The following is a 19058-nucleotide window of genomic DNA, read 5'->3' as shown; positions in this document are numbered from 1 at the left end:
CCGTCAGCGCGGTCCGGCTCAGGCCGCCGCGGCGGTGCGCCGAGCGACGGCCCGCCGCGCCGCGCCGTACCCGGCCGCGAGGAGGACCGGCAGCGCCGACATCCAGCGCAGGTCCGGCTTCGACTCGTCCGCCGTGGACCGCCACTGCGATTCCGGGAGGGACAGCCGCAGCAGCGCCTGCCAGCCGGTGAGGCGGTACTCCGCCACCCGGTCCCCGGCCTCCACGGCGGTGCCGCCGGACACCCGCAGCGGCCCACCGGGGCGGGGCTCGTCCGCGGCGGTCACGCTCCAGCCGGACACGTCGCACGCCACGCTCAGCCCGAGCCCTGCCGGCGGCCGCTCGCACTCGCGGACCTCCAGTACCTCGATCGTCACCGGCCCGCGCTCGCCGGTCGGCGCGCCGTACGCGACCTGCGCCGCACCGGCCGCGACCATCGCGAGTATGAACAGCGCCGCGAACGTCCACGACTCGATCCTCGCGGCGCGGGTCGGCTTCGGTCCGTCGTCGCGACGGCGCACCGCGCCCGGGGCGATCAGGCGCAGCACGAGCAGGATCAGGAGCGCGAGGGCGGCGGCGAGCACGAGCATCGCCGCGACGTCGTAGAGCACGGTCATGAGGGGCCTTCGGGGTGGACGGGGTCAGTCATGCGCGGGCGGGTCGCCGGCCGGTCGCCGGGCGGCCCGGCGGACGCCCCAGACGAGGAGGGCCGCGGCGAGGACGCCGGGGCCCATGTGGACCAGGAGGACGCCGAAGAGGCTCGGGCCGCCCCAGTCGTGCTCGTAGCTCGACGGGTCGGCGAAGTCGATGACGAAGGGCTCCATGAGGGCCCGCACGATGAAGAAGCCGCCGACGACGAAGGCCAGCACCCAGAGCACGCGAGTCATGATCCGACCTTAGTGCCCGGCGGGGGAGTGCAGGTGCCTGCGGATGCCCACGGTCAGGAGCAGCTGCGCGATCGCGTAGGTGGACATGACGGCGAGGCCCGCGCCCGGGAGGTCGAAGCCGGCGACGCCGAGGCCGAGGACCAGGTCGGAGACCACGAAGAGGGCGCCGCCGACGGCGGCGAGGTGGCCCGCGGAGCGGCCGGTGCCGAGGCCCGCTGCGAGCGCGGCCATGGTCACCAGCAGGAGGCTGTAGACCGCCACGGGCGCCGCGAGCGGGCCGAGGCGCGTCCACAGGGCGGCGACGAGGCCGGCCCAGAACGCGAGGTAGACGACGGGCACGAGGTACCGGCCTCCGAAGGCGCGCAGCGCGCCGAGCTTCAGGAACGCCGCGATGTACAGCAGCTGCATGATCCCGAACAGCCCCATGCCGATGAGGAACGCGGTCGTGCCCTCGACGAGGAGCGCGGCGTCGGCGGCGCAGGCGGCGAGCAGGCCGGTGCCGAACAGGCGGGCGGCGGTCTGGCCGGGGGCGACGGAGACGATGAGGTAGCCGAGGAGCAGCAGCGTCAGGAGCGTCTTGGAGGCCCAGCGGACCGAGTCGAGGCCGAGTGCGACGGCCGCGAGTTCGGCGGCGAGGGCGACCGCGAACGCCCAGAGCCAGGTCCGGGCCTGGACGCGGGCCATCTGGGAGCGGAGGAGCAGGAGGGGAGGGCTCATGGGTGAGGGACGTTACCAGACGCTCGCGGTGCGTCGGGGCGCCGGAGTTCGGCGGTTCCGCTCAGGACCGCCGTGTGAACGGTTCGGTCTCATGGCGGTTCAGCGGCCTCCTGCGGCCGCGGCCGTCAGGTTCCAGAGGGTGATCGCGTGGCCGCCGTGCTCGTAGCCGAGGGCGCCGATCGAGGCGGTGTCGATGGTGAGGTCGCGGCCGTCGCGGGCGGGGCGGCCGAGCCAGCGGGCGGCGGCGACGCGGAGGCTGTGGCCGTGGGCGACGAACGCGACGTCTCCTTGGATGAGGAGCGGTTCGGCCTCGCCCAGGGCCCGGTCGAGGCGGACCGCGACCTCGTCGGCGCTCTCGCCGCCGGGGCCCTTTCCGCCGTCGGTCCACAGCGTCCAGTCCGGGTCCTCCTCCCGGATGTCCTGGCTGGTGCGGCCCTCGTAGTCGCCGTACGCCCACTCGGCGAGGTCGGGGATGACGGCGGTGACCTGGAGCCCGGCCAGGTCGGCGGTGACGAGGGCGCGCTTGCGCGGGCTCGACCAGACCGCCGCGAACCGCCGGCCCGCCAGGAGCGGGCCGAGCGCCTTCGCCTGCGACACGCCGTTCTCGGTGAGGTCGAGGTCGGTGACGGAGGTGTGGCGGCCCGAGGCCGACCAGGTCGTCTCGCCGTGGCGGATGAGCACGATCTCTCCCATGCCTGCCACCATAGTTCGCGGACGCGACCGGCAGGCGCGTTAGACCGCTTCGGCGAGGAACACCCCCATGAACCCCCGGTCGTCGGTCCAGTACCCGGACGGCGCGAAGTCCGCCGCCCGCAGGTCGTCCTCGAGTTCGGCCGGGCGGAACTTGGCGGAGATCCCGGTGCGGATCTCCTCCCCGGCGGTGAAGCGCAGGTCCAGGCCGAGGCCGGCGACGTCCACGGCCATGGGTTTGCGGGCGCGCAGCCGCATGTCGACGGTGTCGGCGCCCGCGTCCCACAGGGCGACGTGCTCGAAGTGGTCGGGCTCGAAGTCGGCGTCGAGGCGGTGGTTGAGCACGTGGAGGACGTTCCGGTTGAACTCGGCGGTGACGCCCGCGGCGTCGTTGTACGCGGCGAGGATCGTCGCGGGGTCCTTGACGAGGTCGGCGCCGAGGAGGAACCGGTCGCCGGGGCGCAGCGCCTCGCGGAGGTCGCGCAGGAACTGGGCGCGCTCGGGGCGGGTGAAGTTCCCGAAGGTGCCGCCGAGGAACGCCACGAGCCGCGTGTCGCGGTGGTCGGGCAGGTGCGCGAGGTGGCGGGTGAAGTCGCCGACGATGCCGCCGAGGTACGCGTCCGGGTACGCGGCCGCCAGCTCCAGGAGGACGTCGCGGACCTCGCCCGCGGCGACGTCGAAGGGCCAGAACGCGTCCAGGCGCCCGGCCGCGGCGAGCGCGTCGAGGACGGGCCGGATCTTCTCGGCGCGGCCCGCGCCGAGCTCGATCACCGAGACCGGGCCGCCGCCGAGGGCCGCGGCGATCTCGCCGGCGCGGTCGCGCAGGACCGCCCGCTCGCTGCGGGTCTGGTAGTACTCGGGCTGCCGCGTGAGCTCGGCGAACAGGCCGGAGCCGCGGCCGTCGTAGTGCAGGCGCATCGGGAGGTGCTTGGGGCGCGAGGTCAGGCCGCGCCGCGCGTCGAGGCGGAGGTTCGCGTCGAGGTCGTCGGCGTCGAGGCAGATCCGCAGTTCCGGTTGAGGCACAAGTCCATGTTATGCCCGCGGTGTCTGGTTTGCGGGGGAGTGGGCGGGCCGGGTCAGGGGGCGCCGGGGACGGTGCACGCCTGGGCGGCGATCTGGCTCGCGTAGCGCAGGGCTGCGGCGACCACGGTCGGGTTGCCCCAGGACGGGAGCCGGTCGAGGCGCATCCAGCCCGCGGAGGTGAGCCAGCCGAGGAGGCCCGAGGTGAACGCGTCGCCCGCGCCGATCGCGTCGACGACGTCGACGGGCGGGGCGGTCGTCTCGGTGGTGTGGGCGCGGTGGAACGCGATCGACCCGGCGTCGCCGAGGGTGACGACGACCAGTTCGGGCCCGAGGCCGAGCCAGTCGCGGGCGACGCGGTCGACCGGCGTCCCAGGGTAGATCTGCGCGAGGTCGCGCTCGGAGACGCGCACGAGCGTCGACAGGCCCACGAGCCGCTCGGTGCGCTCGCGGACCTTCGCGGCGTCGCCCATGGCGCCCAGGCGGATGTTCGGGTCGAAGGTGACCGGGACGGACCCGCGGGCCCGGTTGACCCAGTGCTCGATGACGCGCGCCGACGGCTCCAGGTACGCCGCGAGCGACCCGAAGTGGACGAGGTCGACGGCGCCCGGGTCGGGCCGGGGCAGGACCCGGCCCTCCCACGCGAAGTCGGCGGTGCCGGTCGTCCAGTAGTCGTAGCGGGCGGTGCCGTCGCCGTTGACGACGGCGAGGCCGAGCGTCGAGGGCAGGTCGGTGCGCTGGAGCCAGTCCCGGCGGACGCCCGCGGAGATGTGGCGGCGCCACACGCGCCGGCCGAAGTGGTCGCCGCCGACCGAGCCGACGAGGGCGGTGGGGATGCCGCGCTTGGCGAGGGCGACGGCGGTGTTCGCGGGGCCGCCGCCGCAGGTGGGGCGCAGCTGCCCTTCGGGTGCGGGCACGAGGTCGATGACGTTCTCGCCTGCCACGAGGATCAACGGGGGCTCCTTCCGACGGGGGTGCGGTGCCGCTGCGGGAAGGGTATTCCAGGCCCCCGGCGGCCCGGAAGTCGGATTCGCGCCTCGATGCCCGGGCGCGTCCCGGTTCGGCCGCGGGCGGCGGAGCCGGGACCCGCGCCTGCGGCGGGCGGTCCGGCGGACGCGCGGGGACTCGTGGGCCACGCCGCGGCGGGGTGCCGGAGGGCGGCCGGGGACGGTCGTCCAGGATGGGGGCATGGCGAGCGAAGAGGTCAAGTCCGGGGTCGAGGCGCGGACCGGGGGCGACCCGGTCGAGCGCGCCGCGGACGGCGGGGACAGTGGCGCGGTCGACGCGGGTGCCACCGGTGCTGCCGCGGGCGGGGACCGGTCGGCCGCCGAGGCGAACGTCGAGGCGGCGAAGTCGGCGCGGCCGAAGCACCGGCGGATGCGCGACATGGCGCTGTCGATGGCGGTCCTGCTGGTGCCGCTCGGGCTGTTCTACTGGGCGTGGAGCTGGCTCGCCGAGGACCGGCAGGTGAGCGTGGTCGACACCGGCGAGAACTACGCGACGGCCGCGAGCCTGGGCCTGCCGGCGATCGAGCCGGAGCTCTCCGAGGACTGGAAGCCGATCTCCACGCACCTCGCCGCGGACGGCTCGACCACGACCCTGCGGACCGGCTGGTACTCGCCGGACGGCAACGGGCTCCAGATGTCCGAGACCAGCGGGCCGGCCACCGAGGTCGACGCGGACCTCACCGGCGCGGGAACGCCGGTCGAGGCCGGCGGCATCGAGTGGGCCTCGTACGAGCTCGACAGCGGCGAGGCGTGGGTGGCCGAGGTCGACGGCGCGACGGTCGTGCTCTCGGCCGAGCCTGACGGCATCGCCGACCTCGACGACCTCGCGGAGGGCGTGGCCGCCGCGGCGTCGTAGCGCGCTCGCGGGTGCTCTGCCTACCCACTGGGTGGGTGGGCAAGGTCAGAACCCATCCCTAACCCCCACCCACCCGGGGAACGGTAGCGCCCATCCTTCCCGCCGGGTCCGACAGAAACAGGCCGCTCGCGCATCCGTGTCGTCCGATCGGGCGAGGGTCCGCGATCAGTCCTCGGCGTCGGCGTCGGCGTCCGGCTCGGTCTTCGCGCGCAGCCGCTCGCGGGCCCCTTCGAGGTGCGACTGGCACCGGTCGGCGAGGGCCTCGCCGCGCTCCCAGAGGGCCAGCGACTCCTCCAGGGTGGCGCCGCCGGCCTCCAGGCGCTCGACCGTGGCCACGAGCTCGGCCCGGGCCTCCTCGTACGTCAACCGCTCATCGCTCACTGCTGGTCGTCCTCCCTTGTCTCCGGTGCCGTCTGCACGACGGCCGCCCGCAGCGACCCCGCCGCGAGCCGCACTTCGATCGCCTCGCCCGCGTCGGCGGCGTCCCGCAGGACCTCCCCGGACCCGGTGTCGGTGACGATCGCATACCCACGGTCCAGTGTGGACTGCGGCGAGAGGGTCCGGAGCCGGGCCCGCAGGTGCTCCAGGTCGTCCGTCGACCGCTCCAGGCGCGAGTCGACCCGGGCCCGCATGCGGTGCACCAGGTTCGCGACCGCCTCGGACCGCGCCTCCAGCATCGTCTCGGGCCGCGCGAGGACCGGCCGCGCGCGCATCGCGGCGAGCGCGTCGGCCTCGCGCGCGAGCATCGCGTTCAGGGCCTGGCGCAGCCGGGTGCGGCTGATGTTGAGGCCGCGCTGCTCCTCGGCGAGGTCGGGGACCACTTTCTTCCCGGCCTCGGTGGGCGTGGAGGCGCGCCAGTCGGCGACGTAGTCGAGGATCGGCGTGTCGGGCTCGTGCCCGATCGCGGAGACGACGGGCGTGACCGCCTCGGCCACGGCCCGGCACAGCGTCTCGTCGGAGAACGGCAGCAGGTCCTCCATCGAGCCGCCGCCGCGCGCGATGACGATGACCTCGACGTCGGGGTCGCGGTCGAGCTCGGCGAGGGCCGCGCACACCTCGGCGACCGCGCGGGGGCCCTGGACGGCGACCTCGCGGACCTCGAAGTCCGCGGACGGGAGCCGGGCCTTCGCGTTCTTGAGGACGTCTCGCATCGCGTCGGAGGCGCGGCCGGTGATGAGCCCGATCCGGTACGGCAGGAACGGCAGCGGCTTCTTCCGGTCGGCCGCGAACAGGCCCTCCGCGGCGAGGAGCTTCTTGAGCCGCTCCAGCCGCGCGAGCAGCTCGCCGAGGCCGACCTGGCGGATCTCGCGCACGTGCAGCGACAGCGACCCGTTCTTGTCCCACCACTGGGCCTGGGCCCGGATGACGACCTGGGCGCCGTCGCGCAGCGGCGGGTCGCAGGCCGCGACCGCGCCGGTGAAGTCGACGACGCGCATCGAGACCTCGGCCGACGGGTCGCGGAGGGTCAGGTAGACGGTGCGGCCGCGGTGGCTGATCTCGGTGATCTGCCCCTCGGTCCACACCTCGCCGAGGCGGGCGAGCCAGTCGCCGATCTTCTTCGACACGACCCGCAGCGGCCACGGGTTCTCGGCGCTCATCGGCGCACCCGGCCCGGTGGACGGCTTCTCGGCGGCTTCCGGCTCTGCGCTGCTCTGCTCTGCGGCGGTCACGTGGTCAGCCTAACTGTGGGGTGCGACGAAACGGGGCGTGCGGATACCATCGAGGCGTGGCAGACCCGAAGCGAGTGTTGTTGGCCAAGCCCCGCGGGTACTGCGCGGGCGTGGACCGGGCCGTGGTGACCGTCGAGAAGGCGCTGGAGCTCTACGGCGCCCCCGTCTACGTGCGCAAGGAGATCGTGCACAACCGCCATGTCGTCGACACGCTGGCGGCGAAGGGCGCGGTGTTCGTCGAGGAGAACGAGGAGGTCCCGCACGGGTCCGTCGTCGTGTTCTCCGCGCACGGCGTGGCGCCCGAGGTCCACGACCAGGCCGCCGAGCGCGGCCTCAAGGCCATCGACGCGACCTGCCCCCTGGTGACCAAGGTCCACAAGGAGGCCCGCCGGTACGCCGAGGAGGACTACGACATCCTGCTCATCGGCCACGAGGGCCACGAAGAGGTCATCGGCACCTCCGGGGAGGCCCCCGAGCACATCCAGCTCGTCGACGGCCCCGACTCGGTCGACGGCGTCACGATCCGCGACCCCGAGAAGGTCGTGTGGCTGTCGCAGACGACGCTCTCGGTGGACGAGACCATGGAGACCGTCGACCGGCTCCGCAAGCGCCTCCCGATGCTCCAGAGCCCCCCGAGCGACGACATCTGCTACGCGACCCAGAACCGCCAGCAGGTGGTGAAGGACATCGCCGCGGACTGCGACGTCATGCTCGTCGTCGGCTCCAAGAACTCCTCGAACTCGGTGCGGCTCGTCGAGGTCGCCGTGCAGCACGGCGCCCGCAGCGGGCACCTCATCGACTTCGCCCACGAGATCGAGGAGTCCTGGCTCGAGGGCGCCTCGACCGTCGGGCTCTCCTCGGGCGCGTCCGTGCCCGACAACCTGGTGCAGGACGTCCTCGCGCACCTCGCCCAGCGCGGGTTCGCGAATGTGGAGGAGTTCGAGCCGGTGACCGAGAAGATCACCTTCCAGCTTCCGCGCGAACTCGTCACCGACCTGCGCGCCGCAGGGCGGTCTTGACCCGATCGGGTGACACGGGCGCGCGAGCGGCCCGTTTCTGTCGGACCCGGCGGCAATGATGGGGCCTATCTTCCCCTGGGTGGGTGGGGGTTAGGGACGGTCTTCCACCTTGCCCACCCACCCTGCGGGTGGGTGGCGCCCGTCGGCTCCGCGTCCGCCGGGGGCCAGTCGATGCTCCCGTTCGACGCCGGGTTCAGCCGGCGCGCTCGTCCGTCGCCGCGCTCAGCCGGTGCCCGCGTCCATCGGGGGGCACTCGGCGCTCGCGCCCATCCCGCCTCAGCCGGTGCTCTCGTCCCACGACGGCCGCCGCGCCGGGGTCACCACCGGGGCCGGGGACTCGGGCGGGTCGCCCGCGACCTCCAGCTCGCTGAAGCGCCGCGCCGTCACCAGCAGCCGCGACTCGACCGACGCCACCGCCGCGTTGTAGGACCCGACCGCCGCCTCCAGCGACGAGCCGAGCCGCGCGAAGTGCCCCGCGACCGAACCCAGCCGCTCGTGGAGCTCGCGCCCCAGCTTGTGCACCTCCTTCGCGTGCCGCGCCAGCGCCTCCTGCCGCCACGTGTGCGCCACCGTCCGCAGCAGCGCCATGAGCGTCGCGGGCGAGGCGATGACCACGCCGCGCGCGAACGAGTCCTCCAGCAGCGACGGGTCCCCGCGCAGCGCGGCGTCGAGGAACGCGTCGGCGGGCACGAACAGCACCACCATCTCGGGCGTGTCGTCGAACGCCCGCCAGTACTCCTTGCCCGCGAGGGACTCCGCGTGCCGGCGCAGGTGCTTCGCGTGGGTGCGGATCAGGTCGTCGCGGCCGCTCTCGTCCTCGACCTCCAGCGCCTGGAGGTACGCCTGCAGCGGCGCCTTCGCGTCCACCACCAGGGTCCGGCCGCCCGACAGCCGCACCACCAGGTCGGGGCGCACGCCGCGCCCGTCGACCGAACCGGTGTGCTGCTCGGAGAAGTCGCAGTGCTCGACCATCCCCGCGGCCTCCACGATGCGGCGCAGCTGCACCTCGCCCCACTGGCCGCGCACCTGCGGCGACCGCAGCGCGCCCAGGAGCCGCCCGGTCTGCTCGCGCAGGCCCTCGGAGATGTCGGCGACGCCGGAGAGCTGGATGCGCAGCTGCGCGTACGCGTCGACGCGCGCCCGCTCCACGTCCCCGAGCCGGGTCTCGTACCGCTGCAAGGTGTCCGCGATCGGGGCGAGGACCTGCCCGACCGCCTCGCGGGAGTGGTCGGTCGCCTCGTACGCGACGGTCCGCAGCGTGGCCTCCAGCCGGTGCTCGTTCTCGGCCGCCGCCTCCAGGCGGGCCGTCGCCGCCGCCAGCTCCGCGGCCTGGCGCGAGCGGCCCGCGAACCAGCCGCCGACGCCGCCCGCCGCGAGGCACACCGCCGCCAATAGGACCCACGTCATACGGGCCAGTGTAGGGGTGCGGCCGCAGGTACAGTCGGACCATGACGCTGTGGTTGATCCTGCTGGCGGTCGCGGTCGCCGTCATCTTCTACGTGGTCCGGTCCAACCGGAAGCGGGCCGAGGCCGAGCTGGCCGACGCGCAGGCGGAGGCGCGCCGCCTCCACGAGCGCCTCGGCGGGCAGACCATGAACCTCACCGCCCCCGGTGACAACCTCCCCGCGGGCCAGGCCCTCGCCGACGCCGGCGAGCGCTACACCGCGACCGGTTCGCAGCTGGAGCAGGCGCGGACGATCAACCAGTACCGGCTCGCGGCCGAGACCGCGATCGAGGGGCTCCACTACGTGCGGGCCGCCCGCACCGCGATGGACCTCGACCCAGGTCCGGAGATCCCCACGATGCGCGGCCAGCGCCGCACCGGCGCGCTCACCGAGCCGGTCAGCGCCGAGGTCGAGGGCCGCCGGTACACCGGTTCGCCTAACCCGAGCGACGAGAACCGCCACTACTATCCGGGCGGCAATGTGGACGGTCGACCCGTCCCGTCCGGCTGGTACAACACACCGTGGTGGCAGCCCGCGCTGGCGGGCGCCGGCGGTGCGCTGGTGGGCCTGATGATCTTCGACGCGATGATCTCCCCGGCGTACGCGATGGGCGCGGTCGAGGGCGGGTACGCCGACGGCTACCAGGACGGGTACGCCGACGGCGGGGACGCCTCGGGTGACGCGGGCGACGCCGGCGGCGATGCCGGGGGCGGCGACTTCGGCGGCGGCGACTTCGGGGGCGGCGGCGACTTCGGCGGTTTCTAGCGGTCCGATCAGACGATTTCCGGGCCCCCGCCCCTGTGGGCGGGGGCCCGTCGCGTGCCCAGGGGTGCAGAAGGGGTAATGCGGCCACTACTGAACGTGAGTCCCAAGGGCCCCAAAGTATAAGCACAAGCTTCCTTGTGATCTTCATCACTGGTTTCGTTCGACGGTGGGTTTCGGTTCCGTTGACGAAGCGTTACCCGCCGCTCGGAGTCGTCCCGGTTCCGCCGCACCGTGCGGGAATCTCCCGAGTTCAGGGGCTCTGCCGGACGCTCCCGGTACGGGCCTTTCGTTCACTTTGGAGCATCTGGCCGTTAACAGAGTTCTGTGAACGCGTGCCCGAACCGTGCGAAGTGGGGCCTTGTGCGTTCGTTTGTGGACTGGCACCGTGTCTTCGTCGGCGTCCGCGCATCCACCGCGAGGCGCCCGATGCGACCCCCCTTGCTCCGGTGCGTCACCCCGCACCCGGAGCCCAACAGAACAGGAGCCGTCGTGACGAATCCGCAACGACGATGGCGTCGAATCCTCTCGGCCTCAGCCGCGGGGCTGCTGGTATCGGCCATGCCCGGTACCGCGGCCCTCGCCGAGTCCGACACCGACGCCCTCATCGAGGAGAAGGCAGCCGCCGAACTCCTCGCGCTCATCGAGAACGAAGGCGAGGCCGAACTCTGGGTGCGCTTCGAAGGAGCCCCCGACTTCAGCCCCGCCCTCGCCGCAGACACCAAGACCGAGAAAGGCTCCGAGGCCGTTGCAGCGGCCCAGGAGTTCGCCGAGGCCTCGCAGAAGGACGTGATCGACCTTCTGGAGCAGTCCGGTGTCGAGTACGAAGCCTACTGGGGGTCGAACACCGTCCGCGCGGTCGGCGGCAAGGACCTCGTCGCCGACCTCGTCCAGATCGACAACGTGGACGCGCTCGTGCAGGCCCCCGAGTACGAGCTCATCGAGCCCGTCCCCGAATCGGACTTCGGCACCACCGCGACCGAGTGGGGCGTCGACGCGATCAACGCCCCCGACGTGTGGGACCTCGGTTACGACGGGACCGGCGTCGTCGTCGCCTCCATCGACACCGGCGTCGACTACGACCACCCGGCCCTCGTGAACCAGTACCGCGGCAACAACGGCGACGGCACCTTCACCCACGACTACAACTTCTACGACGTCGCCAACAACTGCGCCGGGGACGCCCCCTGCGACACCAACGGCCACGGCACCCACACCATGGGCACCATGGTCGGCGACGACGGCGCCGGCAACCAGATCGGCGTCGCCCCCGGCGCGGAGTGGATCGCCGTCAACGGCTGCTGCCCCAGCGCCGCCGCCCTCCTGGACGCCGGCGAGTGGATCGCCGCGCCCACCAAGGCCGACGGCACCGGCGCCGACCCGTCCAAGGCCCCCGACGTCGTCAACAACTCGTGGGGCACCACCGCCTCCGTCGACGACCCGTTCTACGAGGACATCGTGGCCCTGTGGCACGCCGCCGGGATCATCCCCGTGATGTCCCTGGGCAACAACGGCGAAGAAGGCTGCGAATCGGCCGGCTCCCCCGGCCTGTACCCGAACGTGATCGGCGTCGGCGCGTACGACGCCGCCGGCGAGATCGCGTACTTCTCCGCCCGCGGCCCCGGCCGCGACGGCCAGGTCAAACCCGACCTCGCCGCGCCCGGCGTCGCCACCAGGTCCGCGATCCCCGGAACCGGGTACGGCCTCAAGAGCGGCACCTCCATGGCCGCACCGCACGTCGTCGGCGCCGTCGCGCTGATGCTCTCGGCCGCACCGGCACTCGACGGCGACTACGAGGGCGTCTACGAGGCGCTCACCGGCACCGCGGTCCCCGTCGACGACGACCAGTGCGGCGGCACCGCCGACCTCAACAACGTCTGGGGCCACGGCAAACTCGATGCGCTCGCGGCCGTCCTCGCCTCCCCGATCGGCGACACCGGCTCGATCTCGGGCACCGTCGTCGACCAGGACGGCGCACCCGTCGCGGACGCCGACCTCGTCTTCACCGGCGACTTCACCCGAAGCGCCGCCACCGGCGCCGACGGGGCGTACACGCTCCCCGTCGTCCCCACCGGCACGTACGCCGTCACCGTGAACAAGTTCGGATACGGCGAGACCACCGGCTCGGTCACCGTCGAAGCCGACCAGACCGCGGTGTTCGACGCCGTCCTCACCGCCGTCCCCTCGGGCACCGTCAGCGGCACCGTCGTCGACGGCAGCGGCCACGGCTGGCCGCTCGCGGCCACCGTCAGCACCACCGGCGGCGAGGCCTCCACCACCACCGACCCGCTCACCGGCGCGTTCTCCCTCACCCTCCCCGAGGGCGAATGGGAACTCCTCGTCGAAGCCGACTACCCCGGCTACCAGGACGTCACCGTCGACGCGGTCGCCGCCAACGACCTGGTCGTCGAAGTCCCGATCGCCGACAGCTGCACCGCGCCCGGCTACGGGTACGAACCGCTCGGCAACGGCTTCGAATCCGGCGGCCTGCCCGCCGGCTGGACCGTCGTCGACCGCGGCGCCACGCCGTGGGAGTTCGACGACCCGGGCGCCCGCGGCAACCGCACCCCCGGCTCCGGCGGGTTCGCCATCGCCGACTCCGACGAGCAGGGATCGGGCAACCTCCTGCTCGACTCCGACCTCGTCTCGCCGGTGTTCGACCTGTCCGCCGCCGACGAACCGGTCCTGACGTTCGCGACCGACTACTACAAGGGCTCCTACAACACCGTCGCCGAGGTCCTCTTCAGCCCCGACGCCGGCGCCACATGGGAGACCCTGTGGGCCCCGACCGCGAACGCCCGCAACCAGACCGTCACCCTCGACCTCGCCGAGTGGGCCGACTCCACCACCGCGCAGGTCAAGTTCCACTACAACGACAACCGCACCTGGGCCTGGTGGTGGGAGGTCGACGACGTGTTCGTCGGCACCTCCCGCGAGTGCACCGCGATCGAGGGCGGCCTCGTCCGCGGCACCGTCACCGACCAGGAGACCGGCGAGCCCTTCGAAGGCGCCGTCGTCACCCACACCGCCTCCGGATACGAGGCCGTCACCGACGCCGACGGCGGCTACTGGACCTTCGCGCCGGGCTCCGGCCCGTCCGAGTTCACCGCCGTCGTCGCCGACTACGGCTCCGCCACCGAAGCGGTCGCGATCGTCCCCGACGGGGTCGTCGAGGCCGACTTCGCCATCGGAGTCGCCAACATCAGCGTCAACCAGACGGCGATCAGCTCCTTCGTCGCCCAAGGCGGCTCGTGGTCGACCAAGCTGAAGCTCACGAACTCCGGCACCGCGGACGGCGAGGTCACCTTCTCCGTCAGCGGCGGCGGATTCGCGATCCTCGGCTACCAGTACCCCGGCGACACCTCCTGGCTGACGACGAGCACCGGCTCGGTCCTCGTCCCCGCCGGGCAGAGCGTCACCGTCACCGTCAAGACCAGCGCCACCGCCGCCGGCGGCGTCGACCAGCCCGGCACCTACACCGCGACGCTGACCGCCGAATACGTCAGCCCGCACCCGTCCCCGACCGTCGACGTCTCCATGCTCGTCGTCCCCACGGTCGACCAGGGCAAGGTCACCGGCACCGTCCTCGCCACCACCTGCGACGGGGACACCGTCCCGATCGACGACGCCCAGATCCAGGTCCGCGCCGCCGACGGCGACCGGTTCCACTTCTGGACCGACGCCGACGGCACCTACTCCTACTGGTTCCCCGAAGGCGACTTCACGGTCATCGCCTCCAAGGACGGCTACGCCGCCGACTTCGGGGCGCTCGTGCTCCCCGCCGGCGACACCGCCGACCTGAGCTTCACCCTGGAGGAGCTGAACTGCTGATCCGCAAGTGAACGACCGCCCCCTGCCGCACTGCGGCAGGGGGCGGTCCCATGCGCCGTCAACCGGAGCCGGACGGGGCTCCCCGCCGCGGCGGAGAGCCCCTCTCCGCCTGGAGCAGCGGGGAACAAGACCGTCACGACTCCAGGAACGGATAGTCCGTGTACGCCTCCGGACCCCGCCCGTACATCGACCGGTCCTCCCGCACCGGCGTCAGCGCCGCACCCGACCGGTACCGCGCCACCAGGTCCGGATTCGCCAGGAACGCCCGCCCGAACGCGATCAGGTCCGCACCCGCCTCCAGCAGCTCCACCCCCTTCGCCAGGCCCCCGTCCGCCGGGATCGGCAGCTCCTCGCCCAACTCCGGATTCGCCACCAGCGGCCCCGCCCAGCGCCGCCGCAACTCCCCGAACAGCGCCTCACCCGGCAGCGCCCGCCCGATGTGGAGATACGCCAGCCCCAAGTGCGACACCGCGTCCAGCAGCGCCGGGAACACCTCGTCGCTGTCCGACACGTCGATCCCGTTGCCCGTGTTCCACGGCGAGATCCGCAGCCCCGTCCGCGCCGCGCCCACCTCCGCGACCACGGCCTCCACCACCTCCACCACGAACCGGATCCGGTGCTCCACCGAACCCCCGTACTCGTCCGTGCGCCGGTTCACGCTCGTCGTCAGGAACTGGTTGAGCAGGTACCCGTTCGCCGCGTGCACCTCCACCCCGTCCGCGCCCGCCCGCAGCGCGTTCCGCGCCGCCGCCGCGAACTCGCCCACCGTCGCCTTGATGTCCGCCACGGACATCTCCACCGGCACCGGCGCCTCCTGATGCCCCGTGGGCGTGTGGATCCCGCCCGGCAGCCGCACCGCCGACGGCGCCACCGGCAGGTGCCCGCCCGGGTTGTTGTCCGGGTGCCCGATCCGGCCCCCGTGCTCGATCTGCAGGAACAGCAGGCCGCCGCCCGCGTGGACCGCGTCGGCCACGGCCCGCCAGCCCTCGACCTGCTCCTCCCCGAACAGGCCCGCGATCTCGGGGTACGTGAACCCGACCGGGCTCGGCGTCGACGCCTCGCCGACGATGAGGCCCGCGCTGGCGCGCTGGCCGTAGTACTCGGCCATGAGCGGCAGCGGCACGCCCTCGAACGTGGCGCGGTTGCGCGTCATCGGGGCCATGACCATGCGGTTGGCGAGCTCCAGGGAGCCGAGCCGGACCGGTTCGAAGAGGCGCCGGGTCGGGTCGGACTGCTGCTGGGCGGTGGTCTCGTTCGTCATGCGAGTACCGTAGAACCTGACACCGATGTGAGGTTCAAGGGAATGTGAGGCACGCCATGCGAATCGGGGAGCTCGCGCAGCGGACCGGCGTCAGCGTCAGGTCGCTGCGGTACTACGAGGAGCGCGGCCTGCTCGCCTCCGAGCGCACGCCCGGCGGCCACCGCGAGTACGCGGCGAAGGCCGTCGACCGGGTCGTGCGCATCCAGGTCCTCTTCGCCGCCGGCCTCGACTCGACCACCGTCGCCTCGGTCCTGCCGTGCATCCACGACGAGGACGGCGGCCCCAACGAGCTCACCACCGAGAGCCTCGCCCGCGACCTCATGGCCGAGCGCGAGCGCATCGACCGCACCATCGCCGACCTCGTGCGCACCAGGTCGATCCTCGACGAGGTCATCGCCACCGCCGCGCTCCCCGAGGGGGCCGGCGCGCGGTAGCGAAGGGGCGGCACGCCTCCGCGTCCCGCCCCCGTGCGGCTACCACTCCGCGAAGGAGCCGTCCTTCAGGCGCCACACCTGGTTGCGCCAGCGGTGCGGGTCCTCGGCGGCCTTGCGGACCGCCGCCTCGTCGACCTCGATGCCGAGACCCGGTTTCGTCGGACGTGCGACGTACCCTTCGTCGAATGCGAAGACCGACGGGTCCACGAGGTAGTCCAGCAGGTCGTTGCCCTGGTTGTAGTGGATGCCGAGGCTCTGCTCCTGGATCAGGAAGTTCGGCGTCGCGAAGTCGACTTGGAGGCTCGACGCGAGCGCGATCGGCCCCAGCGGGCAGTGGGGCGCGATCGCCACCCCGTACGCCTCCGCCATCGACGCGATCCGCCGCACCTCGGAGATCCCGCCCGCGTGCGAGAGGTCCGGCTGCACGACGGCGACGCCCGTCGGGAGCACGTCCCGGAAGTCCCACCGCGAGTACAGCCGCTCGCCGGTGGCGATGGGGATGGAGGTGGCCGCGGCGATCGGGCCGAGGTCGCGCGAGAACTCGGGGGTGACCGGCTCCTCGACGAACAGCGGCATCACGGGTTCCAGGAGCGGGAGCACGCGGCGGGTCATCGCCGCGGAGAAGCGCCCGTGGAAGTCGATGGCGATGTCGAAGTCGTCGCCGACGGCCTCGCGCAGTTCGGTGAACTGGGCGGCGATCTTCTTGACGGCGGCGGGGGACTCGACGGGTCCGAGCTGCGCCGCGCCGTTGCACTTGACGGCGTCGAAGCCGCTCTCCTTGGCGCGCAGCGCGTCCTCGGCGAGCGCCTGGACGCTGTCGCCGCCGACCCAGGTGTAGACCCGGACCTTGTCGCGGACGGCGCCGCCGAGCAGTTCGTAGACGGGGACGCCGAGGGCCTTGCCCTTGATGTCCCACAGGGCCTGGTCGATGCCGGCGACGGCGCTGGACAGGACGGGGCCGCCGCGGTAGAACCCGCCCTTGGTCATGACCTGCCAGTGGTCCTCGATGCGGGAGGCGTCGGCGCCGACGAGCTGCTCGGCGAGGATGGCCACGGCCGCCGCCACGGCCTCGGCGCGGCCCTCGACGATCGGCTCGCCCCAGCCGACGATCCCGTCCTCGGTCTCGACGCGCACGAACAGCCAGCGGGGCCGCACGTAGAAGGTCTCGATTCTGGCGATGTTCACTTGTGAACCTCAATCTCTCGGGGATTCGCGATCTCGGTGCATTGAGGGGTGGCTGGTGCGAGGTTATCCCCGCGGACGGCGGACTGACCGGCCGGACAGGGCGCCGGTGCGGCGTCCGTCGTCGATCGCCAAGCCGCCGTTGACGAACACGTAGGGTATGCCGGCGGCCTGGCGGCGGGGCTCCTCGAAGGTGGAGCGGGCATCCACAGTGGTCGCATCGAAGAGCGCGAGGTCGGCGGCGAGGCCCTCCTTGACGAGCCCGCGGTCGGTGAGGCCGAGGACGGCGGCGGGCCGGCCGCTCAGGTGCGCCACGCACTCCTCGACGCTGAACAGGCCGAGGTCGCGCGTGTAGTGGCCGAGGTAGCGGGCGAACGAGCCCCAGGCCCGGGGGTGGATCTTGTCCCCGGCGAGCACGCCGTCGGACGATCCGGTGTGGACGTGGTGGCGCATGATGGCGCGGACGTTCTCCTCGTTGCCCACGTGCATGAGGAGCCCGGTCCCGAAGTCGTCGCGCAGCAGCAGGTCGAGGTAGAACTCCGCGGGCCGCTGCGAACCGGCGGCCTCGGCGACGGTCCGGCCGACGTGGCCGCGCAGTTCGGGGTCGGCGACGCCCGCGATCTCGTACCGCTCCCAGTGGCCGGGCACGCCGTTCGCGCCGTCGGTGCCGGTGACGTCGAGCTCGTGCACGATCCGGGCCCTGACGCCGGGGTCCTGGAGCCGTTCGCGGAGGGCCCCGTAGCCTCCCGCGAGCGACCAGCTCGGCAGGAGCGCGGCGAGCATCGTCATGCCCGGCAGGTAGGGGTAGGTGTCGAGGCTGACCCCGATGCCTTCGGCGACGGCCTCGTCGACGAGCTTGAGGAGCTCGGCGGCGCGACCGGCGTTCACCTCGTAGTTCAGGGTGGCATGCGCGAGGTGCAGCGCGCATCCGGCCTCGCGGCAGATCTGGATCATCTCCGCGTAGCCCTCCATCGCGCCCGCGCCGTAACTGCGCTGGTGGGGGCCGAAGTAGCCGCCGTAGCGCGCGACGACGCGGCACAGCTCCACGAGCTCGGCGGTGCCGGCGTACATGCCCGGCGTGTAGCTGAGCCCGGCCGAGAGCCCGAACGCGCCCTCCTCCATGCCTTGCGCCACTTGGGCTTTCATGAGTTCGAGCTCGGCGGGGGCGGGCGGGCGGTCGTCCCAGCCCATCGCGAGCATCCGGACGGTGCCGTGGGGGACCAGGTAGGCGGCGTTCACGGGGATGCCGCGCCCGTCGATGCCGCGGTCGAGGCGGTCGAGGTACTCGCCGACGGTGCGCCAGTCGAAGTCGACGTCGAGGCGGCCGTTCCAGGCGGCGATCGCGTCCCGCATCTGGGGCGCGGTGGCCTCGTCGACGGGGGCGTAGGAGAGGCCGTCCTGGCCGAGGACTTCGAGGGTGACGCCCTGGCCGAGCTTGGCGAGGTGGTCGTGGTCGGCCAGGACGGCGAGCTCGGAGTGGGCGTGCATGTCGATGAACCCGGGCGCGAGGACGAGCCCGCCGGCGTCGATCTCGGTGGCGCCGGTGCCGTCGAGGCGGGGGCCGATCTCGGCGATGCGGCCCTCGCGGACGGCGACGTCGGCCCGGTAGCGGGGCGCGCCGGTCCCGTCCGCGATCTCGGCTCCCCGGATCACGAAGTCCCCTGCAGTCACTCGACGCCCCTCCCGAACGGCACGTCGGGTCAGTCTACGCAGGCCAGGGCGTCGATCTCCACCAGCATCTCGGCCCTCGGGAGGGTGCAGATCACGGTGGTGCGGGTCGGGAAGGGCGCGCGGTCGCCGATCCTCTCCTCCAGGAAGGCCTCGTAGACCTCGTTCATCGCGCCGAAGTCGGCGCGGTCCTTGAGGTAGACGCGGAGGGTCATCACGTCGGCGAACTCGGCGCCGCCGGCCTCGACGATCGCGGCGACGTTCTCGAGCGTGCGGCGGGTCTGCGCCTTCACGTCGCCCGGGAACAGGTACTCCCCGGTCGCGGGGTCGACCGGGCCCTGCCCGGAGACAGTGAGGAGCGGGCCCTTGCGCACCCCCTGCGGGAAGGCGTGGGCGGGAGCGGGAGCGGCGTCGGTGTGGATCGCGATCTTCTCAGACATATAGTGAAGATACCTTCCTATTGATTGCGGGGAACGATGGACGAGGCTCGGCTCGACGCGCTCGACGACGAACTCGTCGACTGGCGCTACAAGGGCATCCCCGCCTCGGCCCACGGCCAGACCGTCGCCGAGTGGCTCGCTTCGGGCCCCCACCCCCCCACCCCCACCCCC

General features: G+C 73.0%; 18 protein-coding genes. 5 read left to right on the top strand and 13 right to left on the bottom strand.

The window, feature by feature from the left end; translation table 11 throughout:
* Positions 1 to 18 precede the first annotated feature (18 nt).
* The 6 genes from ABD419_RS18745 to ABD419_RS18720 all read right to left on the bottom strand — a co-directional run bounded on the left by ABD419_RS18745 (position 19) and on the right by ABD419_RS18720 (position 4256).
* Positions 19 to 615 (bottom strand): hypothetical protein, encoded by a 597-nt coding sequence (locus ABD419_RS18745; protein ID WP_344489436.1) that lies wholly within the window; start codon positions 613 to 615, stop codon positions 19 to 21.
* A 24-nt stretch (positions 616 to 639) separates the two neighbouring features.
* Positions 640 to 885: a hypothetical protein gene (locus tag ABD419_RS18740; protein WP_344489434.1), complete on the bottom strand. Its 246-nt coding sequence runs from the start codon at positions 883 to 885 to the stop codon at positions 640 to 642.
* A 9-nt stretch (positions 886 to 894) separates the two neighbouring features.
* Entirely contained in the window at positions 895 to 1602 is a 708-nt protein-coding gene (locus ABD419_RS18735; RefSeq protein WP_344489431.1) for a lysoplasmalogenase, read from the bottom strand.
* Between the two features lie 99 nt (positions 1603 to 1701).
* Complete coding sequence (locus ABD419_RS18730; RefSeq protein ID WP_344489428.1) at positions 1702 to 2295, bottom strand: histidine phosphatase family protein; 594 nt, start codon at positions 2293 to 2295, stop codon at positions 1702 to 1704.
* A 39-nt stretch (positions 2296 to 2334) separates the two neighbouring features.
* Positions 2335 to 3315: an L-histidine N(alpha)-methyltransferase gene (egtD, locus tag ABD419_RS18725; protein WP_344489425.1), complete on the bottom strand. Its 981-nt coding sequence runs from the start codon at positions 3313 to 3315 to the stop codon at positions 2335 to 2337.
* A gap of 53 nt (positions 3316 to 3368) precedes the next feature.
* Positions 3369 to 4256, bottom strand: a complete 888-nt coding sequence (locus ABD419_RS18720) for a carbohydrate kinase family protein (protein ID WP_344489733.1) — start codon at positions 4254 to 4256, stop codon at positions 3369 to 3371.
* A gap of 244 nt (positions 4257 to 4500) precedes the next feature.
* On the opposite strand from ABD419_RS18720, the gene ABD419_RS18715 reads away from it, so the two are divergent.
* Complete coding sequence (locus ABD419_RS18715) at positions 4501 to 5175, top strand: DUF4245 family protein (protein WP_344489422.1); 675 nt, start codon at positions 4501 to 4503, stop codon at positions 5173 to 5175.
* 165 nt (positions 5176 to 5340) lie between these two features.
* Here the strand turns inward: ABD419_RS18715 and ABD419_RS18710 are convergent, their stop codons facing one another.
* Both ABD419_RS18710 and xseA read right to left on the bottom strand, forming a co-directional pair.
* Entirely contained in the window at positions 5341 to 5556 is a 216-nt protein-coding gene (locus ABD419_RS18710) for an exodeoxyribonuclease VII small subunit (RefSeq protein ID WP_344489419.1), read from the bottom strand.
* Positions 5553 to 6773 carry an exodeoxyribonuclease VII large subunit gene (gene xseA, locus ABD419_RS18705; RefSeq protein WP_344489730.1) on the bottom strand — a complete coding sequence of 407 codons (1221 nt, stop codon included), beginning with the start codon at positions 6771 to 6773 and terminating at the stop codon, positions 5553 to 5555. The genes ABD419_RS18710 and xseA overlap by 4 nt, the downstream gene beginning before the upstream one ends.
* Before the next feature lie 128 nt (positions 6774 to 6901).
* Between xseA and ABD419_RS18700 the strand changes: the two genes are divergently transcribed.
* Positions 6902 to 7864: a 4-hydroxy-3-methylbut-2-enyl diphosphate reductase gene (locus ABD419_RS18700; protein ID WP_344489416.1), complete on the top strand. Its 963-nt coding sequence runs from the start codon at positions 6902 to 6904 to the stop codon at positions 7862 to 7864.
* 276 nt (positions 7865 to 8140) lie between these two features.
* Here ABD419_RS18700 and ABD419_RS18695 read toward each other — a convergent pair whose 3' ends face one another.
* Positions 8141 to 9271: a DNA recombination protein RmuC gene (locus ABD419_RS18695; RefSeq protein ID WP_344489413.1), complete on the bottom strand. Its 1131-nt coding sequence runs from the start codon at positions 9269 to 9271 to the stop codon at positions 8141 to 8143.
* A 41-nt stretch (positions 9272 to 9312) separates the two neighbouring features.
* Between ABD419_RS18695 and ABD419_RS18690 the strand changes: the two genes are divergently transcribed.
* Positions 9313 to 10074 (top strand): hypothetical protein, encoded by a 762-nt coding sequence (locus tag ABD419_RS18690; RefSeq protein ID WP_344489411.1) that lies wholly within the window; start codon positions 9313 to 9315, stop codon positions 10072 to 10074.
* A gap of 558 nt (positions 10075 to 10632) precedes the next feature.
* Entirely contained in the window at positions 10633 to 13902 is a 3270-nt protein-coding gene (locus tag ABD419_RS18685) for a S8 family serine peptidase (RefSeq protein WP_344489408.1), read from the top strand.
* Between the two features lie 133 nt (positions 13903 to 14035).
* On the opposite strand, the gene ABD419_RS18680 is transcribed toward ABD419_RS18685, so the two are convergent.
* Entirely contained in the window at positions 14036 to 15163 is a 1128-nt protein-coding gene (locus ABD419_RS18680; protein ID WP_344489405.1) for an alkene reductase, read from the bottom strand.
* A 56-nt stretch (positions 15164 to 15219) separates the two neighbouring features.
* On the opposite strand from ABD419_RS18680, the gene ABD419_RS18675 reads away from it, so the two are divergent.
* Complete coding sequence (locus tag ABD419_RS18675) at positions 15220 to 15597, top strand: MerR family transcriptional regulator (RefSeq protein WP_344489403.1); 378 nt, start codon at positions 15220 to 15222, stop codon at positions 15595 to 15597.
* A 39-nt stretch (positions 15598 to 15636) separates the two neighbouring features.
* Here the strand turns inward: ABD419_RS18675 and dgoD are convergent, their stop codons facing one another.
* The 3 genes from dgoD to ABD419_RS18660 all read right to left on the bottom strand — a co-directional run bounded on the left by dgoD (position 15637) and on the right by ABD419_RS18660 (position 18887).
* A complete protein-coding gene (gene dgoD / locus ABD419_RS18670; protein WP_344489402.1) occupies positions 15637 to 16782 on the bottom strand; it encodes a galactonate dehydratase in 1146 nt (381 codons plus the stop codon).
* Positions 16783 to 16845: 63 nt separating this feature from the next.
* Positions 16846 to 18450: an N-acyl-D-amino-acid deacylase family protein gene (locus ABD419_RS18665; RefSeq protein WP_344489399.1), complete on the bottom strand. Its 1605-nt coding sequence runs from the start codon at positions 18448 to 18450 to the stop codon at positions 16846 to 16848.
* 29 nt (positions 18451 to 18479) lie between these two features.
* Positions 18480 to 18887, bottom strand: coding sequence for a RidA family protein (locus ABD419_RS18660; RefSeq protein WP_344489396.1), 408 nt, complete (start codon positions 18885 to 18887; stop codon positions 18480 to 18482).
* Positions 18888 to 19058 lie beyond the last annotated feature (171 nt).

The sequence above is a fragment of the Glycomyces endophyticus genome (assembly GCF_039531525.1).
Taxonomy (GTDB): Bacteria; Actinomycetota; Actinomycetes; order Mycobacteriales; family Micromonosporaceae; genus Glycomyces; species Glycomyces endophyticus.
Note: the sequence above shows the minus strand (reverse complement) of the source record. Positions and strands in the feature narration are given on the sequence as shown.